Genomic DNA, 19,857 nt, shown 5'->3' with positions numbered 1-19,857 from the left:
CAAAATAGTTCATATAGCGGGAGTCAGACAAACCATGATTGCTAATGTTCAATAAGTTCAAACTTAATTATTCACAATACATAAGACATAACACCTAAATAAGAAGCTTATAAAAAAGCGCAAGGACAAAGGATATGCCAAACTCTCTAAATATCGCAAAAGAGCGGATCAGCCAGATAAGCGATATTGCCACCAGTTATGTACAAGCGGACAAATCATTATTTGACCACTTTATTCATAGCTACTATCAGCCATTGCATCAAGAGACTGCAAAGGACATCAGTAATGCTGATTTGGCTGGGATGGCGCTGCATCATTTTACGCTATTAAAAGCCTATGATCGTAGCCATCCGCAGCTTGCCATATTAAATCCCATTGCAGAAGAGCAGCATTTTCACAGCTCACATACCGTTATCCAAATCGTTGCCTATGACCGACCATTTTTGGTCGACACGCTATTGATGAGTCTTGAAGAGCAAGGCATCGATGTGCATCGTACTTATCATATCATCGTCAATGTCGAACGCGATGAAAATGGCGCGATCACTAAAGTTGAAAGCGCTCAAGAAAGTGGCACCTCACACATGTCTTTGATTCATTGTGAAATCTCTTATCAAGACAATGATGAATTGGCGGCATTAAAACAGATGCTGCTGGCAAAAGTAGACACACTTGATGTCGTCGTTGATGACTGGCAGCAGATACGTGCCAAGCTAACCGATATAAAAGCGGAGCTTGCTACAAAAACACTGCCGGAAGTATTTTACTCTCAACAAGAGATTCAAGCATTTTTAGATTGGGTCTTGGACGATCACTTTATCTTTTTGGGATATCGCGAGTACCGCTTAGAAGACGGGCACAGAATCGAGGTTAATAGTGTTGGCAATATAGCCAACCAAGACGACCGTAGTGATTTGGATTTATTTTCTATTGGCAATAGTGGGCTTGGGCTATTACGTGGCGGTAGTGAAGATCAGCTTTCAAAAAGCTTTGACGAGCTGCCAAGCAATCTAAAAAGACTGCTAACAGCGCCGCAAGTATTGGTATTGTCAAAATCAAGCCGAGTATCGCCAGTACACCGTCCAGTTTATATGGATTTTTTGGGCATTCATAAGTTTGATGATAATGGCAAGCTCATCGGTGAGCATCGTTTTATTGGTCTTTTTACAGCGCAAGCTTATCAACTAAGCGTGCAACAAATTCCATTATTACGCGAAAAATCCAATAAAATCATGGCGATGGCAAAACTACCACGTGATGGTCATGCGTATCATAAAATGATGCATATCATTAACACCTTGCCGCGCGATGACTTGTTTCAAGCAAGCATTGAAGATCTTTACCCGACAGTACTAGGAATTAGCCAACTACAGGACAAAAAAAGCCTACGCTTATTTTGCCGTATCGATCATTACCAGCGTTTTGTTTCCTGCTTGGTCTATATTCCGCGTGATAAATTCAATACCGAACTTCGCATCAAGGTACAGAACGTCCTAAAAGAAGCTTATGGTGGTACATCTTCAGGCTTTACAACGGAGTTTAATGAATCTGAACATGCCCGCGTCCATGTGCATGTCCGTACAGTGCCAGGTCAAGTGCATGAGGTGGATACCGCTGCGCTCCAAGCCAAGCTGTCCTTTTTGATGCAGTCGTGGAGTGATAACTATCAAAAAATGCTGCTGGATAATGTCGGTGAGCAGCATGCCAATGCTCTGACGCGCAGATTTTTAAGTTATATCCCTGCCGCTTACCAAGAGCGATTCGATGCACGTACTGCCGTTGAAGATACCAAGCGTTTGGCTGGACTTAGCGATGAGCAGCCGATGATTTGGCACTTGTATCAATCGACAGGTGACGCAAGCAATCAGTTGCACTTAAAGCTATATGGTCGTCAAAAAGCAGTTATCTTATCTAAAGTCTTACCCGTACTAGAGAACTTCGGGGTATCAGTTATCTCAGCGCAGACCTATGAGTTTGATTTACCTGAGCAACCTATTTGGATGCAGGAGTATGAGCTGGTCTTAGAGCACGTTGATACCATTGATATGCAAGTGGTGCGTGCACAGTTTGAAGACAGCTTAAAGCAAATTTGGGCAGGACAGGTTGAGAGTGATTCACTTAACGAATTGGTATTGACCACCAAGTTAGATACTTATGATGTGGTGGTACTGCGCGCCTTGTCACGCTATATGATGCAAGCGAAAGCACCGTTCTCAAACGTCTATATTCAACAAACTATGGTCAAAAACAGTGACATCAGTGTCGCATTAGGCAGTTTATTTGATGCAAGAATGAATCCTAACTATAGTGAAGAGGAACGTGCCAGCAAAACCAGCCAGATTCGAGCACAGATTACCACCGCATTAGCAGGTGTCAGTAGCTTGGATGAAGACCGTATCTTCCGCTGGTACTTGGATTTAATTAACGCTATGGTACGTACCAACTTTTATCAAAGAGAGGCGAATGGGCAGCGTAAAGATCGTTTGTCCTTTAAATTTTTGGCAGCAGATATTCCAAATCTACCCAAGCCTAAACCAATGTTTGAGATATTTGTCTATTCACCACGCGTTGAAGCAGTGCATTTGCGTGGCGGTAAAGTCGCTCGCGGCGGGCTGCGTTGGTCTGATCGTATGGAAGATTTCCGTACTGAAGTACTTGGTCTGGTTAAAGCACAAATGGTCAAAAACGCCGTTATCGTACCGGTTGGCTCAAAAGGCGGCTTTATCGTTAAAACCAAAACGATGGCGGATGGTCGTGATGTGTTCCAAGCTGAAGGTATTGCCTGCTATCAAACATTTCTTCGCGGTATGCTTGATGTGACCGACAATATCGTCGATGGTGCGATTGTCCCGCCAGCCAATACCGTACGTCATGATGAAGATGATCCGTATTTGGTGGTCGCTGCCGATAAAGGTACGGCAACCTTTTCTGATATCGCTAATGCTTTGTCTGCTGAATATAACTTTTGGCTAGATGATGCCTTTGCTTCTGGTGGCTCGGTTGGTTATGACCACAAAGCGATGGGCATTACCGCCCGCGGTGGTTGGGAGTCGGTCAAGCGCCACTTCCGTATGCGCGGCATGGACATCCAAAATCGTGATGACTTTACCGTCGTGGGCATTGGTGACATGAGCGGTGATGTTTTTGGTAACGGTATGCTCAGATCAACCCATACCAAACTGGTTGCTGCCTTTAACCATCTGCATATTTTCATTGACCCAAATCCAGATACAGCAGCGTCTTTTGCAGAACGCGAGCGCTTATTTGATCTACCTCGCTCATCGTGGGAAGATTATAACCAGTCTCTCATTAGCCAAGGCGGTGGTATCTTCTCACGTCAAGACAAGACCATTGCTATCAGCCCTGAAATGAAAGCGGTTTTTGATATCTCAGATGACAGCTTAGCACCCAATGACTTTATCAGCGCGTTGCTAAAATCGCCAGTAGATCTCATTTGGAATGGTGGTATCGGTACCTATGTGAAAAGTAGTGAGGAGAGTCATGCTGACGTAGGTGATCGTGCCAATGATGCCGTACGTGTCAACGGTGGCGAATTACGTGCGGCTATCGTCGGTGAAGGGGGTAACCTAGGCCTCACGCAGCGAGGTCGTATCGAATATGCCCAAACTGGTGGACGTATTTATACTGATGCTATCGATAACTCAGGCGGCGTCAACTGCTCAGATCATGAAGTCAATATCAAAATCTTACTTGGCAAAGTGGTTGAGCAAGGTGATATGACGTTGAAGCAGCGTAATGAGCTTCTTGAAAGCATGACCGAGACCATTAGCGAATTGGTGCTGCGTCAAAACTATCTGCAACCGCAAGCAATTGAGCTGAGTCAAATCCGAGCAGCTGCAAACTTAAGCGATCATCAGCGCTTTATTCAGATGTTAGAAGCAGAAGGGCGTCTAGATCGAGCGATTGAGTATCTGCCATCAGATGAAGAGATTGCTAAACGCCAAAAATCTGGCACAGGTCTGACCAATCCTGAGCTAGCCGTTGTGATGGCTTACGGAAAAATGTGGGTTTATGACAACTTACTGCTCTCAGATTTACCGGATGCGCCGTATTTCGTTAATGAATTACGCAAGTATTTCCCCGATGAGCTGGCATCGCGCTTTTTTGATGAGATGACTGAGCATCGTTTACACCGTGAAATCATCAGTACGTATATGACCAATAGTGTGGTCAACCGTCTGGGTATCGAAGCATTATTCCGTCTGCATGAAGAGACAGGACAAACGCTTGCCACTATCGTGCGCGGCTATGCCATTGCGCGTGATGTATTTCATGTCTCAAAAGCATGGGAGCTGCTTGAAGCACTTGATAATCAAGTCGATGCCACTTTGCTGCTTGAGCTTGAACTGCGTCTGCGCGATGCACTCGAAAACGGAGTAGTCTGGTTTATCAATGCCTTTGGACAAGATTTGCAAGTGGCTGATATGATTAGCCGTTTTGAAGACAGTGTCGAAAAGCTAACCAAATCAGGCGGATTTATTGAGCAGCAATTCTCACAATACTTGCAAGCCGATACCACAAGATTGATAGAAGATGGTCTTTCTATCAATGATGCATCGATGTTTGCAATGTTGCCATACCATGTTGATGCCCTTGATGCTGCCCTTTTAGCAGAGCAGTACGAACGTCCGGTTGACGAGATTGCCACTTTATACTTTGAGGCCTATCACGTTTTGCAGCTTGATTGGATGATGGATAATATTGCTATCTTGCCGCAGCAAGACCACTGGGATCGCCGTGCCCGTCATGCGCTTGCCAATGACGTATCGCGCAGCTTACGTATGCTGATGGAGACGTTATTGACTCGACCTGATGCCATTCAAGCCTTCAGTGATTGGAAGTCGCGTCATGCTAGCCAGCTTGCCGGCGTTACTGCTGAGATGGATAAACTTGATAGCAATAATGATAGCCAAATCAGCCTCTCAACGTTATCCGTCTTGATGAGTGAGTTAAGTGGTTTAGTGACCAAATAGCGAATCGAGTAAGTAAAAAGATAGTTTGATTATAAAAAACCACCGTTATTCATTAACGGTGGTTTTTTTACATTTTTATGCTAAATAGCTGTGCCAGTATCATTTAATAAATGCCTTTAAACGTACTTCTTTATCATATGTCGTCATCAATCAGGCTAACCTATCATACTTTATCACTCATAACACGCCGACATCCTTGACCACTGATTTGACTAAAGCCGCCAGAGATTTTTTCGACCTTTATTTGGGTCAAAATGCGATCTTTTAACGCCTGTACGTGAGAGATAATACCAATCAATTTTCCTTCTTGTTGCAAGCCTGTCAAGGTATCTAGAGCAATATCTAACGACTCTTCATCAAGCGTGCCAAAACCTTCATCCAAAAATAGCGAATCCACACGGATGTTGTGGCTGGCCATTTGAGATAGTCCAAGAGCGAGCGCGAGACTGATAATGAAGCCTTCACCACCAGATAAGTTTTTGGTGCTGCGAATATCGCCGCCTTGATAGTTATCAATCACATTAAGCTCAAGCGGATTGCTGTCATCATGAATCAGCAAGTAGCGGTCACTCATCTTTTGTAATTGGCTATTGGCATGGCTAATCATCACTTCAAAGGTTAAGCCTTGAGCAAAGGTGCGATATTTCTTACCATCGGCTGAACCAATTAAAGTATGCAGCTGCTGCCAAACTTGTAACTTCTCTTTTTGTGCATTAATGGCTATAAGCTGCGTTGCTTGTTGACCTTTTTGGTTTTCATTGTCTTTAAGCCTTTGAACAATAGCACCAATCTGTTGGCTGAGCTGATCAATCTCCATCTGAATGTGCTGATGTTGGGCGGCAATCGTTTCTTGGCTGACATTCGTCATAGCAAGAGATAGGTTCTGCTCTAATGATTGTTGGGTGCTATCTAACTGTGACTGTGCCTGCTGCAAGGCGCTGTCAATCGCAAGCTTACGAGTATGTAAAGCATCACGCTCTTCTTTAGGCAGGCGCGCAAGGGTAAAAGCGTCTTCATCCACAAATTGCGCCGCTGCTAGATGCTCCATAAATACCGCTTGTTGCGTATTAAGGGCTGTCATAGCAGACTGCAATTCTGCCAATAGCTGTCGTTGCCTTTTTTGCAATTGCTCTAATACTTGCTGCGTGCTGTCTAGCTGTCTTTGAGCATTTGCTTGTTTGGCTTTTGCGTCATCCACTGTGTGGCGCAGTAGAGTGTCTTCTGACTCTGGGTTTTTATCTGAAAAAAGCTTTGTTCTTTTGCTCTTGAGCAGCTCAAGTTCAGTGTTTTTATCCGCTATCAAATGTTCGAGGTTCTTTAGAGCGCTTTCATCCGTGCAAAGCTGTGCTTGCTTAGTGTCAATTTGAGCGCTCACTGCACTTAAGGTATTGGTTAGCTGTTGCTGGCTGTTTTTTTGCTCGTTAAAATATTTTTTTAGCTGACTGAGCATGCTGCGCTGTTGACGTAATCTGTCAATATGACGCTCATAGTCGCTGCTATCTAATACGGTTTTATTATGAATACTAGCGTCCAATTGCTTAATTGCACTTTGAACGTCTGCTTTTTTAAAATCAATACTTAAGTATTCTGCATAGTTATCCGCCGGATACTTATCTGCCAAAGTTAGAATACTGCTAGTAAGAGGGATTAATGCCGAAAAGTTGGTGGCTATTTTATCTTCAGTAGTGTCTATTTTCTGCGAGTGTAGCTTGATATCCATCGTCAGGTTATTGATCTTATTCATCAGTGCTTGATGCTGCTTTTCATCACTTTCTATAGCAATACTTAGCGTTGATATGCTTTGTGTCAAGTCATCATGTTGAATTAATATATTTTTAAGAGACTGTTTTTGCTCAAGCAGATTTTGTTTGGTAATGTCTAATAAAGCTAAAGGGCGTTCAATATCACTATCAGGTTTATTTATATCCTCACTCAATTGATAAAGCGGATGGATAATCGCTGCCATCGCTTTTGAATGATTTTTATTGATATCAAGTAGTGAGAGCAGGCTTTCTTGAATATCTTTGCCCAACATCTCGCATTGCTGCTGCAAAGGGGCTAACTGCTGCTGTTGGTGGTTAATGGCTTCGTTCTTAGTAGCATGGTCAATATGATATTTGGACAACGTTTTCTCTAGACTCTCAATGAGTATCTCAAGCTCAGATAATTGCTGCTGGGTCTGCTGCATCAGCGATAACTCTTGTTTATTGTCAATCTGACTATCTAATAGCGGATGATGTTGACCATAAGGGTGCTCATGCGCACCGCACAAAGGGCAGGGCATACCGTCTTTGAGTTCCACGATGTAATCTTCAAGCCTTGCGACTTTTTGTAGTAGATGAAGGTGTGTCTGCTTATCTTGCTTTTTAAGTTTAGTATTTTGAATATCTGCGCGATGAGTGGCAATTAAGTCGTCTAAGACCGTCAATTCTTGATTCAATATCGGTAGCGCGAGATTGATATTATGAACTTGACTGATTCGCTCAGACCGCTGTGTAATCTTAAATCTCACTTGCTCAATTTGTGTGATAATCTGATCGATTTGTTCTTGCTCACCGCGCATACTAGCAAGCGGCTGCTTTTGAATGATCACTGCTTGCTGCTGTTGGAGATTTAGCAGTTGCTCGCGCCGCTGCGCTACCAATGAAAGATCAGTATCTTGCTGTTTAGACAATATCTCAAAATCCGCTTGTAGCTGGCGGGCATGGCTATGTTGACTCATCCTAGCGGCTGAAAGTTCAGCGTTATCTTCTAGTAGCGCCCTTAATCGTTGACAGCTAGTATCAAAGATTGTCATATCGGTATCAAGGTCGATCAGCTCTGGGTAGTTGTCAAAGTAATTGTCGATATTATTTAGCTGAGTTTTGGTGCTATCGGCGGTTTGCTGATGGTTTTGTATTGCTTGGCGCAATATCTGTACATTGCCTACCGATAAGTCCTTACGCTGGTTGTATTCCACTAAGGATTGAGACTGTTGTCTGATTTTGTTATCTAATTCGCGTACCTGTGCGATGATGGGTAAGTTTGTTTGCAGGTTGTCTGCGGCTTGCTTTTCTAGCTTATTGGCATCGCATAAATGGCGAGCAGCTTGCGTAAGCGTTTCTTGCTGGTCAGGGATTTGACTCAGCAAACTCTGTTGTTCAATATCTAGATTTTTTACCGTGTCACGACTATAGCTAAGCTCACGAAACTGGCTATCAATCTCTAATGCCTTGTTGGCAATATCTAGACGCTTGGCTTCTGGAATAAAGGCTTGCTGCGCTTGCTGGGCGGTTGCAAACTCGCTCTGATAAATAGACAGGTTATGTTGTAGCTGTTGTATGTTATTTAGCCATTGCAGCTGCTCACTTAATGTCTTAAAGGTTTGTCGCTGTGTGCTTTGCTGTTGATTTAAGGCTTTTAGCTCGGCTGCCAGCAGATTTTCGTCTTTAACACTGATCAAGGATAAGCTATCAACGCCTGCCTGCAACTTGCTGAGCACATCTTCTTCAAAGCGTTTTTTCTCATGAACATTGAGTGAGATTTTAGCATAGATAGCGGTACCTGTTATCTTCTCTAAAATCGCCGCTCTATCACCGATATCAGATTTTAAAAAGGCGGCAAAACTGCCTTGTGCCAGCATGATGGAGCGGGTAAATTGGCTAAAATCCATACCAATAAGATTCTGAATATACGCAGAGGTCTTAGATTTTTTCTCTTCTAAAATCTTGCCAGATTTGACCTCGCTAATCTCGTGCTTAATCGGTAATAAGTTGCCTTTGGCTTTTTTGTGGGCACGATGTTGATACCATGAACACTGATATCGCTTGGCGTCAATCTCAATGATGACTTCTGCGGAACACTCTCCTGTACCTTGAGTCATAATCTCATTGGTAGAGCCAGTAATATCACCAAGTCGTGGCGTTTGGCTGTAGAGCGCCAAACAGATAGCATCCAAAATGGTGGTTTTGCCAGCGCCCGTTTGTCCTGTAATGGCAAAGATACCTTCGTTAAGAAAAGCGGCGTCACTAAAATCAATGTGCCATTCGCCTTTTAAGGAGTTGAGGTTTTTAAGTCTTAGTTCAATTAGGCGCATGGCATGGTCTTATTTTTATAGATAGTAGTGATAATTTACTGTTAGTTGTATTAGGCTTACGAGTTGTGGATATTATTCAGCTTGAGTATCTGCATGATGTAGGTCATAAACGATCTGACCATAAGCTTCTCGCAAGGTCAATCTTTGCTCATCAGGGATGTTATGAGTGGCTAAACAACGCTCAAATACTTCTTGCTCATTTAAGTCTTGTAGCGTCTCAGAGATTTGTTGCTGATGAAGTACTTTATTATAGTTGCGTGGATTTTTAGTGATTAACACTTCAACCGTTAACTCTTTTGTTATCTCGTCAATTTTCTCACGCAAATCATTTACGATAGTATCGCCGGTATAAGTTACCTCTAACCAGACCGATTCTGAATGAACGAGTTCTTTAATGGTGCTCTCAATAGTTTCCAAATCACCTGATACTTGCGCCAAGTTTTGGAACTTTGGAATAGGGAGTGAGGTAACTTGCATCTGACGGGCGGTATCATGATGCAGTGGCGTGGCGGGTAAAGTGAAAGGAGTGCTTAGAATAACTTCTGTTTGTTCAGAGGGTTCTTCAATACTCGTTTCACTATGCTGATCACTTTCTAGAGACTCGACATCAGCAAATAGGTCATCCATAAAACTTGCCGCCTGATTGACTGCTTTTTTAGCGGTTTTTTCTACGGTCTTATCAGTGTTAATAAGGGTGTTGTTCAGCTGATGAGTGCTGCTCTCAGAGGCATTTTCCAGTGTTAGCTCTTTGTTTTTTAGCACCGTGCCAAACTGTATGAGCAATACTTGCTTTTGCTGGCGCGCCTCACCAAAGCCCATTGCAATGGGTGATCCTGAATATCGAATGGTTTCACGCCCACCGACGCGTTGTGGCACATGTAAATGCCCAAGCGCCACGTAATCAAAGCTTTCACTGAACATATCAGCGGAGACTTTACCAAGCGAGCCAACATATAGCTCACGAACACCATCATCATCAGTAGTGGTGCCGCCGGCAGCAAACAGATGCCCTGTGGCAATAATAGGGATATGGCGCTTATGCGATTTTAATAATTCAGCTTGTTTGGCGTTGGCAATATCTGCGACTTCATCATAGTGCGCGCAGATACCTTTGATAACATTGGCGTCTTTGCTTTGAGCTGACTCGCCAGCCTGACTGCCACGCACATCCCGATCACGCAGATAAGGGACAGCGGCGATAATGCAATGCGGTGTACCGGCTGCATCATCTAACACCATCACTTCATCATTTAAGTCATCACAAGCCGTACCAACGACATGGACGTTTAAAAACTTAAGTACATTGCTTGGGGCATCCAAAAATGTCGGTGAATCATGATTGCCAGCGACGATGACAATATGTTGACAGCATGACTTTGAAACCTTGCCTAAAAACTCATAATACAGCGCTTGGGCTTTATTGCTTGGCGTCATGGTATCAAAGATATCACCAGCGACAATAAGTACATCCACTTGCTGCGCACTAATAGTGTTTTGTAGCCAATTTAAAAAGTCGGCAAATTCATCGTAGCGCAGACGTCCATAAAGCCTGCGTCCCAAATGCCAGTCAGAGGTGTGCAGGATAGTAAGAGGGGTAACAGCGGATACAGACATAATGAGGCTTAATGGTGAATAAAAGACAGCCATTATTCTAGCAAGGATTGGAGGATTTTGCTCTGTTGCAATCAGAAAAAAGCCCTACCACTAGATTGGCAGGGCTTTAAATAAAAAGGGGCTTTTAGGGCGCTTTCTAATCAATCACTAACTGCTCAAGACCACCATCTTCTGTTGCCAAATTAGCAATCATAGATAGCGCATGCGCTTGTTGGTTAGGATTTGGTTTTGGTGTTGTAGCAGTACCGCCTCGTAACCAGTTATTATCGTTTTCTGAGGTCTTTTTATTATTATACCAAGCCAAATCATGATGTAAGCTTACGACATCACCCATGATGAGTAGAGCAGGCGTATGTAGTTGATGTTGTGCTTGTAATTCAACGATACTTGCAAGTGTACCCGTTAATACTTGCTGATTGGGCATACTGGCGTTAGAGACGATGGCAATCGGGGTCTTTGCGCTACGCCCAGCGTCAATCAAACCTTCCGTCAAGCGCGGTAGCGAATGCAGACCCATATAGAATACGACTGTTTCATCAGTATTCAAAAAACTTTTGAAGTTATTATTAGGCGAGCCTGCCTTTAAAAACCCTGTCACAAAACGTACTGACTGCGAATGGTCACGATGGGTCAGCGGAATACCAGCATAGCTAGCAGCGGCATTGGCAGCGGTAATGCCTGGCACTACTTGATACGGAACATTGTGAGAGCGCAAACTTTCAATCTCTTCACCGCCACGCCCAAAGATAAACGGGTCACCGCCTTTTAAACGCACCACACGCCGACCTTCTTTTGCGCTATTAACCAATAGCTCATTGATGCCCAATTGTGCAACGGCATGATTACTGCGTTTCTTGCCCACAAATACTTTATCGGCATCGCGGCGGCACAAATCCAATACTTGCGGTGATACCAGCGCATCATAATAGACGATATCTGCTTGCTGCATCAGACGCAGTGCTTTAAAGGTGAGTAGCTCTGGGTCACCGGGACCGGCACCAACGATATAGACTTCGCCCATCGTATTTTGGGCTTCTGTTGATTCATCTGTAGCATTTTTTGCAGTGATATTTGCCGCTGTGTTATCCAGATCAGTTTGCAATTGGGCAATGGCTTCGTTTTCATTACCGGAAAACATCAATTGACTGACTTTACCTTCAAATACTCGCTCCCAAAACTGCCGACGCCCAGTCAATGTTGGAATTTTGGCTTTAACGTCACCACGAAACTCGCCAGCCAGCTTGGCAAGCTTACCATAGCCTTGCGGAATCAAGGTCTCAAGGCGTGCCCGCAGCAAACGTGCCAGCACCGGTGCTTTACCGTTGGACGAGATACCAATGACGATGGGATTGCGATCAACAATAGCTGGGAAGATAAAATCGCATAAATGCGGCGTATCGACGACGTTTACCGGAATGTTGAGTTCAGTGGCATCAGTATGGATTTGGTGATTAAGCATCTCATCATCAGTCGCCGCGATAATAACGCGCGAATCTGTCATATAGGTTTTATTATAATTCTCATAAATCAGCGCGTGCTTACTCTCACTGAGCAAGGCTTGTATCTCATGGCTAATGCTTGGCGCAAGGACAGTGATACACGCGCCAGCACGGCTCAGCAAATCAGCTTTGCGTAATGCCACATCACCGCCGCCAACAATCAGTACTTTACGATCTTCTAATTTAAAAAATAGGGGAAAGGTATTCATAGTATGACCAGTCATTCAATTGAATATATACTACTATTATGAGTTATCAGTTGCGCAGGCTCACGTAATGTATTGGCATTAGTATATTCGTTTTTGAGATATTAAAAGTAGTTTTTGTTGAGAAAGGGAATAGCAATATAAAATCATGATACTGAAAAAATCCCGCTTAACTCGGTATAAACCGGTTAAGCGGGATTTTTATCCATTGTATTCATTAAATCATAATTCTGTATTTAGCAATTACAACTGTGTATGCAAGCCACACTCGCGATGCTCTTCTACCTTAGTCGGATCGAAGTAATCAAACTCATTAGGTAGGTTATGTTCTTCAAGATACACGTCTAGCTCAGCATCTGTCTTATCAAACAACGGTGCGACTTTTAACACGCCGTCTTTAGACAAGCTCAGGACATCAAGACCTTGACGGAATTCGGTTTGATCTTTACGAATAGCATTGAACCAAACATCAGGTTTTAGCTCATCTAAAGCGCGGCGGAATGGCTCAAGCTTCACTTGATCGGTGAACTCATCATGTAGTGGGTTATCAATACCAGGAATACCTTCCATTGTCACGTCACGATGGGCAGCAGTTTGCTTAGGAATATAGGTGATCACGTTTAAATTTAAATCACGGATGACTTTATTGGCAAACTGGTAAGTGGCGTCAGTGTTATAACCAGAATCTACCCATAGTACCGTGATATCAGGGCGCAGCGACGCAACCAAATGCAAAATCGCTGACTCGTAAGGACGGAAGTTAGTGGTAATAATCGGGTTTTTCGCTTGGCTTAATGCCCATTCTACGATTTGTTCTGGCGTTTGACCTTGCAAGTCTTGGTTGGCTTGATCGATATCTAGATTTGGGTGTAATTGACTCATGGTAGATTCCTTGATGAAAGTTCATGTAAAAATGATTTGAGTGAAAAGTAACTAATATAAGTGCTTATGATTTATTCTAAAACTAAGTGCCTGCAAACATCGGTAATGCGCTAGCATCGCGTCCATCGTAACTGCTGGCAAGCGCATTAAATGCTTGACTGATATCAGAGATAGATTTCATATCATGCTCACTGAGCACAAAGCTATCTGCACCCGCGCGTAAAAGGTAAGCAATTTGGTCACGGCCAAACTTGCCAGCCATACGAATCTCGCCCTGATAGCCTATTTGACGCAGGGTTTGCGCATAACTAAAACCGCGTCCGTCGGTAAAGGCTGGTACATGGATCACAATCAAATCTTGTTGTAATAAAAACTCTGACAAACCAACCAATGTATCGGTGTCATTATCTGACGTAACCCAAACGCCAACACGGCTGGCATGTTCAGTCAATAGCTCGTTCAGCTGCTGTAATAGCCCGCCAGCAAGCTTGCCTTCAGCATTCAATAAATCAGTGAGCGGCAATACGATATCGAATTTTTCTTGTTTATGTAATAGCTCAAGCAGCGATATATGGCTAAGAGCAATGCCATCTGGTAGCTCATCGGTATTAAGCGCCAACCACGTATCACTTTGACCGATATCAATACCTTTGCTGTTTAACACATGATGATTACCCATAGACCTTCTCCTTAAAAGGTGCCACGCCAACGCGATTGACCAAGTCACTAAAAGCTTCTACGTCGTTCTCATTGCTCACGCGCTGCTCTAAATAGACATCCAGTATTTTTTGTAGGGTAATCGCCACATCTTCGGCTGGTACTGCTTTACCCAATATTTTACCGACTTTGGCATCGTTACTAGAGTTACCGCCAAGGCTGATTTGATACCAATGCTCACCCTTTTTATCGACACCAAGAATACCGATATCACCCGTATGATGATGCGCACAAGCATTCATGCAGCCAGACATATTGAGGCGAATCTCACCCAAGTCATAAAGGTAGTCGAGATCATCAAATTGCTTTTCGATTTGTTCAGCGATATTGTGAGTTGTGGCATTGGCGAGTGAGCAGTAGTCCCAACCTGGGCAAACAATCATATCTGTTAATGTGTTTATGTTGGCACGTGCTAAATGCAGATCCGCCAACTGTTCCCATAGCTCATATAGTTGATTGGTTTGCACATCAGAGAATACGAGATTTTGCTGATAAGTACCGCGCAATTCACCAAAGCTATATTTGTCTGACAGATCCGCGAGAGCATCCATTTGTGATTCGCTGACATCACCAGATGGTACGTAGGTTCCGTCGACCAAACCTGCCTTTAGCGAAATGACGACAGCGCGATAGCCTGCTATTTTATGCGCAACTGTATTTTGGTTATACCAATCGGCAAAATCTTTATTCGCATTGAGTTGCTGTTGCAAGTCAGACTGTACTTGTAAGGCATCAAAACCAACATAATCAGGCTCACTAAAGAAGCCAATAGCAGTGTCAAAATTGGCATCGGTCAGCGTCAGTGGACCATCTTTGGTATGAGCTTCCCACTCAGCATCGACCAATTTCGCAAAGGCAGGACCGCCCATGCTCTCGACCAATATTTTGATACGCGCTTTGTATTTATTATCGCGGCGACCATGCAGGTTATAAACGCGCAAAATAGCGTCTAGATAGCTAAGCAAATGCTGACGTGGCAAGAATTCGTTAATTACTTTACCAATCACTGGTGTACGGCCAAGACCGCCACCCACCAATACTTCAAAACCAAGCTCGCCTGCGTCATTGGTTTTTACATGCAATCCCACATCATGTACTTGCGTCGCCGCGCGGTCATTGGCAGTACCAACGACAGCAATCTTAAATTTACGCGGTAAAAAAGCAAATTCAGGATGAAAGGTAGACCACTGACGGATAATTTCGCAATAAGGACGTGGATCCGCAATCTCTTCTTGATGAATACCCGCATAAGGATCGGTAGTCGTGTTGCGAATACAGTTGCCCGACGTTTGAATGGCATGCATCTGTACCGATGCCAGCTCCGCCAATATGTCTGGCACATCTTCTAGCTTTGGCCAGTTTAGCTGGATATTGGTACGGGTCGTGAAGTGTCCGTAACCCTTATCGTATTTACGGGTAATCTCTGCCAATTTACGCAGTTGGTAGCTGGCTAGCAGGCCATATGGAATGGCGATACGCAACATTGGTGCATAGCGCTGAATATAAAGACCGTTTTGCAAACGCAGCGGTAAAAATTGCTCTTCTGGCAGCTCGCCTGCCAAAAACCGTTCGGTTTGGTCGCGAAACTGTGCGACTCGTTCTTCTACCAAGGTTTGGTCAGCGTAGTTATATTGATACATGACGTAATCTCAATTTTATTTTTAAACATAAAAGCTGCGACGAAAATGATTTGCGTGTGTATTCGATTTTATTGCCAGTCGCAAGGTAAACCATTCAGATTTACATCATATAAGCTTGCGTCTATAAACATAAATTCCTTTAAGACATATCTATATCCAAACACAGCATAAATTTTCATAACGAAAATTAGGTAGCCTATGCTTATCGAATTCAATACCTGATTTTAATGAGCAGTTTTTAATCATTTAATAAATAGCTTTAACGTACTGCCATTATCCCTTTATTCGCCCAATTGCTTCTCTACGACTTTTATCTACAGTTACTCATCTTTCTCTCATCTCTTAAGGCTGTAAAATTACTATGACATCTATCACCCATAATCAAACACCCTCAAAACTTGTTCCTCCGCACGGTAGTACTGAGCTTAAGCCGTTACTATTGAATGGTGAGGCTCGCAACCAAGCATTAAAACTTGCTAGTACTTTGCCAACCATTACGCTCAGCTCACGTGAGCGCGGTGATTTGATTATGTTTGGTATTGGCGGTTTTACGCCGTTAAATGGTTTTATGAATCAAGCCGATTGGCAGGGCGTGGTTGATAATATGCACCTGCAAAGTGGTGATAATGCTGGCTTGTTTTGGCCGATTCCTATTACTTTATCAGCACCGAAAGCGACAGCGGACAGCTTAAATACAGGTGATAAAGTCGCATTGGTGGCGCAAGATGGCGAGATTATGGGCATCTTGACGGTAGAAGAAACCTATACCATCGATAAAGGCCATGAGTGCCAGCAAGTATTTACCACCACAGATCCAGAGCATCCTGGCGTACAGCAAGTACTGGAGCAAGGTGAAGTCAACATTGCAGGTAGCGTTGAAGTCCTAAGCGAAGGCGAGTTTCCAACCTTATATCCTGAGATTTATAAAACACCAGCTGAAACCCGCGCAATTTTGGACAATAAAGGCTGGCAAACGGTCGCGGCGTTCCAAACCCGTAATCCCATGCACCGCTCACACGAATATCTTGCCAAGATTGCCATCGAGATTTGTGACGGCGTATTGATTCACTCATTATTAGGCGCATTGAAGCCCGGTGATATCCCAGCAGACATCCGTCAAGAAGCGATCAAAACTTTGATTGATAATTACTTTAGACAAGACACTGTGATCCAAGCCGGTTATCCGCTTGATATGCGTTATGCCGGACCGCGTGAAGCATTATTACATGCCGTATTCCGCCAAAACTACGGCTGTAGCCATTTGATCGTTGGTCGTGACCATGCCGGTGTTGGTGATTATTATGGTGCCTTTGATGCGCAAACCATCTTTGACCACGTCGGTAAAGATGATTTGATTACCCAACCGTTAAAGATTGGTTGGACGTTTTGGTGTAATGCTTGTAATGCCATGGCGTCAGACAAAACCTGCCCGCATGAAGCGTCTGAACATGTCAAAGTATCAGGAACCAAACTACGCAAAGCACTCTCAGAAGACCTTGATGTACCAGAGAACTTTAGCCGTCCAGAAGTGTTGCAGATTTTGCGTGATTATTATGCTGGTATCGCTTTTGATGAGCGTGCTGAGGTTAAATTGGTCGGGGCTTCTGCGGTATAGAAATTTATATCAAATGTGAACTATTAACAATAAAAAAGGGTCAGATGATAAGTCTGACCCTTTTTTTGTTATTTGAAGTTTTGAACATCTCGTGGTTAGCTGAGCTCTAAATCACCAGCCAACTTTTGATAGTCACCAACCAATGTGCCACCGCCAGAGCAAAAGTAGTTAAGCGCGTATTTATCTTGGCTATCAATAGTCAATTTATCATCTTTAAATTGAAAAAAAGCCGTACTGTCATTAACCTTGCTCTGAAAAATAATGCCGTGTGCATCATCTTGACCCATCAATGTTGCTTTGCCATCAAAATAGCAGGTCGGTTTTTTGATATCGCTGCGCGCACGTACCTTAATGTCAATCTGCTTATCACCTTCTGCTTTGACCATCACGCCTACCCAGTCATCGCCTTGCGTACGCTTAGCATAACCCTCAGAAGCATAGTCACCAACGATGACTTTTACGGCAGGCGAGAGTGTCGCTGCGGGTTGCGTAACGCTGTGATTATCCACATTGGCTTTTATAGTGTTATTACAACCACTCAAAGCAAGCAGCGCTGCACTCGTTAAAGAAAGAGCAGCAAAAAAACGCGAGTAACAAGAGAAAGAAGTAATCATTAAGTTGCCTTGGGTAAGTGAGTAAGTGATAAAAATGGCTTTGCAAAATGGCTATTTTTGATTGAATTAAACAGTTTTAGGTAGCAGTCGTTTATTTGCAGCGATTATAGTTGATCCACTTTTAAAAGAGTACGGAACTACTGGGGTTCATTATTCGCAGCCTCTGTCTGCGTAGGCACAGCAAGCAAGAAAAATTAACCCCAGTAGTGATTGATAATATTTGTATTTCTTTTATTAAGGACTGACTATACAGCGCCAGCGAGAATACAGCTTACACAAATATTCGTCTACTGGGCAAACAATACCATCACTTACGTAAAAGCGACGGCTTATCTTTATATTCCAAAAGCAGCTCCTAAAAATATCCATTATAGAATAACTCATAATAGCGCTACTAATCATCGTGCTTATGCCAAGTTCACCACTCGATAAGCGTATTCGTCACTAAGCGTTTGTTATCTATGCTGCTAGCATATCTCTCATCAACAAAAAAACCAATGTATCTCCCAAAATTCTTACCATCACTGCCTTTGTTATCCTTATTTATAGAATTATAAAATAGTAAGGTCCACAAGTGGCAGCATGACATTATCGAGAGCGTCTATGCAAACGACCAATATAGCCAAGAATCAGCCTTTGCGTCATACCTCAATGACTGATAATCAAGTGATTCAAAATAAAGCACCACGTACCTTGATAATGGGTGGTGTGCTGACAATGGCGGTATTCATGACGGGCTGTAGCCCTACTGAATCTAAGCAAAGTGAGACCCAAAACGGCGCCCAAAAATCAGCAGCGCCGTCACAAGATATTGATTTGTTGAATGTCTCTTACGATGTCTCACGCGATTTTTATAAAGACTATAATACCTTATTTGCCAAAGGCTACCAAAAAGAGCATCCCAATAGCAAAGTACATATCAATCAGTCACATGGTGGCTCGAGTAAGCAAGCCCTGTCGGTTGCTAATGGTCTACAAGCGGATGTGGTGACCTTTAACCAAGAAAGCGATATGAATCTATTGGTTGAAAAAGGCTTGGTTGCTGCTGACTGGCAGAAAGCGCTACCAAACGGCGCGGTCCCTTATACTAGTACCATGGTTCTATTGGTGCGCAGCGGCAATCCAAAGGGTATTAAAGACTGGCAAGATTTGGCACGTAGTGACGTAGCTATAGTAATACCAAATCCGAAAACCAGTGGTACGGCGCGTTATGCCTTTTTAGGTGCCTACGGTTACGGTCTGCATCATTTTAAAGAAACTGTCGAAACCTCTACCAAAACAGATACCTTTATCAAACAACTTTTGGCAAACGTCGTCACTTATGACAATGGCGCACGTGCAGCAACGACCAGCTTTACCCAACGCGGTCTGGGGGATGTGCTTATCACGACCGAAAATGAAGCGCATTTGGCCGCCAAGCAATTTGCCAAAGGGCAAGTCGATATCGTCTATCCAAGTTATTCAGTGTTGATTGCCAATCCTGTTGCAGTGGTGAATGCGGTGACTGACAAAGCGGGCAAAACAGAAGCGGCAAACACCTATCTAAAGAGTTTATGGGACACGCCAGCTCAAGAACTGATGGCACAGATGTACATGCGTCCTAGTAATGAGCAAGTACTTGCCGCCCATAAAGGTACTTTGCTTGATATTGAGACTTTTGAGCCAGTCAGTGTCTTTGGTCCTTGGACACAGATTATGGAGACGTTTTTTGTTGATGGCGGGCGTTTTGATAAGCTGGCAAGCGTGCAGTAAAGGTAACCACAAAGGTAATCAAGTTGTTCAGTTATAAGCCATTTGATTCAGACATTCATGCTTAGATGAAAGGCTGAATTAAATGGCTAAATTATTGGCGGATAGCCAATGATCATTAAAAATATTTAACCTATGCATTACTGATAAATTTAAGTTATTGATAATCTTATATTTCTCATTTCTTTATTCCATTTTGGCAATAACATACACATATTCATCATTAAACATAATAAGATAGCGCTGTTAGCA

Annotated in this window: 10 protein-coding genes; 3 read left to right on the top strand and 7 right to left on the bottom strand. The window is 43.3% G+C overall.

Annotation, left to right across the window (positions count from 1 at the left end):
- The first annotated feature begins 134 nt into the window (after positions 1–134).
- Positions 135–4,994, top strand: a complete 4,860-nt coding sequence (locus JMX89_RS09470; protein ID WP_201551444.1) for an NAD-glutamate dehydrogenase — start codon at positions 135–137, stop codon at positions 4,992–4,994.
- A gap of 163 nt (positions 4,995–5,157) precedes the next feature.
- Here the strand turns inward: JMX89_RS09470 and JMX89_RS09465 are convergent, their stop codons facing one another.
- From JMX89_RS09465 to JMX89_RS09440, 6 genes are all read right to left on the bottom strand, one after another.
- On the bottom strand, positions 5,158–9,069 hold the full coding sequence (locus tag JMX89_RS09465; RefSeq protein WP_201531642.1) for an AAA family ATPase: 3,912 nt from the start codon (positions 9,067–9,069) through the stop codon (positions 5,158–5,160).
- 72 nt (positions 9,070–9,141) lie between these two features.
- Positions 9,142–10,683: an exonuclease SbcCD subunit D C-terminal domain-containing protein gene (locus JMX89_RS09460; protein WP_201531643.1), complete on the bottom strand. Its 1,542-nt coding sequence runs from the start codon at positions 10,681–10,683 to the stop codon at positions 9,142–9,144.
- A 136-nt stretch (positions 10,684–10,819) separates the two neighbouring features.
- Positions 10,820–12,391 (bottom strand): siroheme synthase CysG, encoded by a 1,572-nt coding sequence (gene cysG, locus JMX89_RS09455; RefSeq protein WP_201531645.1) that lies wholly within the window; start codon positions 12,389–12,391, stop codon positions 10,820–10,822.
- Positions 12,392–12,631: 240 nt separating this feature from the next.
- On the bottom strand, positions 12,632–13,270 hold the full coding sequence (locus JMX89_RS09450; RefSeq protein WP_201531647.1) for a phosphoadenosine phosphosulfate reductase family protein: 639 nt from the start codon (positions 13,268–13,270) through the stop codon (positions 12,632–12,634).
- A gap of 82 nt (positions 13,271–13,352) precedes the next feature.
- Positions 13,353–13,949 (bottom strand): DUF934 domain-containing protein, encoded by a 597-nt coding sequence (locus JMX89_RS09445; RefSeq protein ID WP_201531649.1) that lies wholly within the window; start codon positions 13,947–13,949, stop codon positions 13,353–13,355.
- Positions 13,942–15,627: a nitrite/sulfite reductase gene (locus JMX89_RS09440; protein WP_201531651.1), complete on the bottom strand. Its 1,686-nt coding sequence runs from the start codon at positions 15,625–15,627 to the stop codon at positions 13,942–13,944. The genes JMX89_RS09445 and JMX89_RS09440 overlap by 8 nt, the downstream gene beginning before the upstream one ends.
- A gap of 361 nt (positions 15,628–15,988) precedes the next feature.
- Here JMX89_RS09440 and sat point away from each other — a divergent pair, with 361 nt between their 5' ends.
- Entirely contained in the window at positions 15,989–17,242 is a 1,254-nt protein-coding gene (gene sat, locus JMX89_RS09435; protein ID WP_201531653.1) for a sulfate adenylyltransferase, read from the top strand.
- A gap of 95 nt (positions 17,243–17,337) precedes the next feature.
- Here sat and JMX89_RS09430 read toward each other — a convergent pair whose 3' ends face one another.
- Positions 17,338–17,856: a hypothetical protein gene (locus JMX89_RS09430; protein WP_201531655.1), complete on the bottom strand. Its 519-nt coding sequence runs from the start codon at positions 17,854–17,856 to the stop codon at positions 17,338–17,340.
- Between the two features lie 603 nt (positions 17,857–18,459).
- Here JMX89_RS09430 and JMX89_RS09425 point away from each other — a divergent pair.
- Entirely contained in the window at positions 18,460–19,608 is a 1,149-nt protein-coding gene (locus JMX89_RS09425) for a sulfate ABC transporter substrate-binding protein (RefSeq protein ID WP_020443560.1), read from the top strand.
- Positions 19,609–19,857: the final 249 nt, after the last annotated feature.

Origin of the sequence: Psychrobacter sp. DD43 (assembly GCF_904846555.1) — a bacterium.
Lineage (GTDB): Bacteria > Pseudomonadota > Gammaproteobacteria > Pseudomonadales > Moraxellaceae > Psychrobacter > Psychrobacter cryohalolentis.
This window is presented reverse-complemented; position numbering and strand designations above follow the sequence as displayed.